The sequence below is a fragment of the Arthrobacter sp. Y3223164 genome (assembly GCF_059091005.1).
On the sequence record NZ_JBNHGF010000473.1, the window covers coordinates 1 to 1,842 of the forward strand.

General features: G+C 69.4%; 2 protein-coding genes and 1 pseudogene. 2 read left to right on the top strand and 1 reads right to left on the bottom strand.

The features are described from left to right. Positions 1–720: dihydroorotate dehydrogenase (quinone) (gene pyrD, locus AC5RUJ_RS15520; RefSeq protein ID WP_494156161.1), on the top strand; the 720-nt coding region annotated here is incomplete at its 5' end. Positions 721–924: 204 nt separating this feature from the next. On the opposite strand, the gene AC5RUJ_RS15525 is transcribed toward pyrD, so the two are convergent. Further along, complete coding sequence (locus tag AC5RUJ_RS15525) at positions 925–1,509, bottom strand: DUF3043 domain-containing protein (RefSeq protein WP_493999757.1); 585 nt, start codon at positions 1,507–1,509, stop codon at positions 925–927. A 110-nt stretch (positions 1,510–1,619) separates the two neighbouring features. Between AC5RUJ_RS15525 and AC5RUJ_RS15530 the strand changes: the two are divergent. Next, positions 1,620–1,842: pseudogene (locus AC5RUJ_RS15530) on the top strand (dipeptidase); the annotation flags it as partial.

The following is a 1,842-nucleotide window of genomic DNA, read 5'->3' on the forward strand; positions in this document are numbered from 1 at the left end:
CGGATGGGCTTCAATAACGACGGCGCGGCCGCCGTCGCGCCGCGGATCGCCGCCGCCCGGCGCGGCCTGGCTTCCCGATACGGCACGCTCCGGCCCGTCATCGGCGTGAACATCGGCAAGACGAAGGTGGTGGAACTGGCCGATGCCACCGAGGACTATCTGAAGAGCACCCGGCTGTTGGCCCGGTCCGCCGACTACCTCGTGGTCAATGTTTCGTCGCCGAACACGCCCGGATTGCGGCTGCTGCAGAACGTGGAGACGCTGCGGCCGCTGCTGCGGGCAGTGGGGGAGACCGCCGATTCCGCGGCCGGCCGCCATGTCCCGTTGCTGGTGAAGATCGCCCCGGACCTCAGCGACGAGGACATCGACGACGTCGCCCGGCTCGCGCTGGAACTGAACCTGGACGGCATCATCGCGACCAACACGACGGTTTCCCGCGAGGGCCTTGTCTCGGACGACACCAAGATCGCGGCCTGCGGGGAAGGCGGCCTCTCCGGGACCCCGTTGAAGCAGCGCTCCCTCGACGTGCTGCGCCGGCTGCGCGCCGCCGTCGGGGACGACCTGGCGCTAATCTCCGTGGGCGGTGTCGAGACGGCCGGCGACGTGCAGCAGCGGCTGGACGCCGGTGCGACCCTGGTGCAGGGCTATACGGCGTTCCTGTACGAGGGACCCTTCTGGGCAAGCCGCATCAACCGCGGCCTGGCCAAGCGCCGGCGCTGAACCGACCCGCGCCATCCGGCGCCCCGGCATGCCCTCCGAAGGGCGACCGGGCCTCGGATGGGATGCAAAAGGACCGAAAACCGCGATGCTCCCGGCCGATGGCATGCGAAAGGGCCGGGAGCCGCGATGCTCCAGGCCCCAGGGATGCGAAAGGGCCGGGAGCCGCGATGCTCCCGACCCTTCGACCGGCCCCTCCCCGCTGGATCAGGCGGGGTATTCGCCGCGCTTGACCTGCGGCTTCGGCAGGCGCATCCGGCGCAGCTGCAGCCCGCGCATCACGCCGTACCAGACTGCCCCGCGCTCCACGTCGCCAAACTTGGCGGCCAGGCGCTTCTTGAGCTGGCGGCCGAGGATGAAGGCATCGATGGCGACCAGCGCCAGCAGCACCCAGAAGCCAAACAGGATGAACGCCTGGACGTTGAGGTCGCGGATAAAGCTGAGGACCACGAAGATGAGGGCGAAGACGATCAGGAATTCGCCCAGCACCCAGCGGGCGTCCACGAAGTCGCGGACGAAGCGCTTCTGCGGCCCCTTGTCGCGCAACGGCAGAAAGCGCTCGTCGCCGGTGTTCATGGCCTCGCGCATCTTCAGCCGCTGATCCGCCATGGCGGCCCGGTTGGCCTCCTTGGCGGCCTTGCGGTCGTTCGGGACCAGGGGGCGCTTGCGCGCAGCTTCCTGGTCCTTGCGCCGGGGCGTGGGCGCGCCCTTGCCGTATCGAGGCTGCTGGGCGTCGTTGGCCTGGTCGATGGTTTCCTGGGGCGTGGGAGCCTCTTTTTTACGTCCGAACACCAGTCAAGAATACCGGACCGCGTACGGCCGTTGTCCCCCTTGGGACCCGCGCCGCCGGGGGAGTCACGGGGGCATCGTCGCGACGGAGCCCGGGCGATAGGGTGTCGACTATGACCAATGTGAACGTAGACGAACTTGCGGCCGCGGTCGACGCCGGCATGGGGCTCACCATCTCCTCGTTGGAACAGCTGGTTTCGATCCCGGGGATCGCCTGGCCGGCCTTCGACCCGGAGGACCTGGCGCGCAGCGCGGATGCCGTAGCCGGCATGGTCCGGGAGCTGGGCCTGGAGGACGTGCAGATCCTCAGCGTCGCGAACGGCGGGGCCGCCGGCG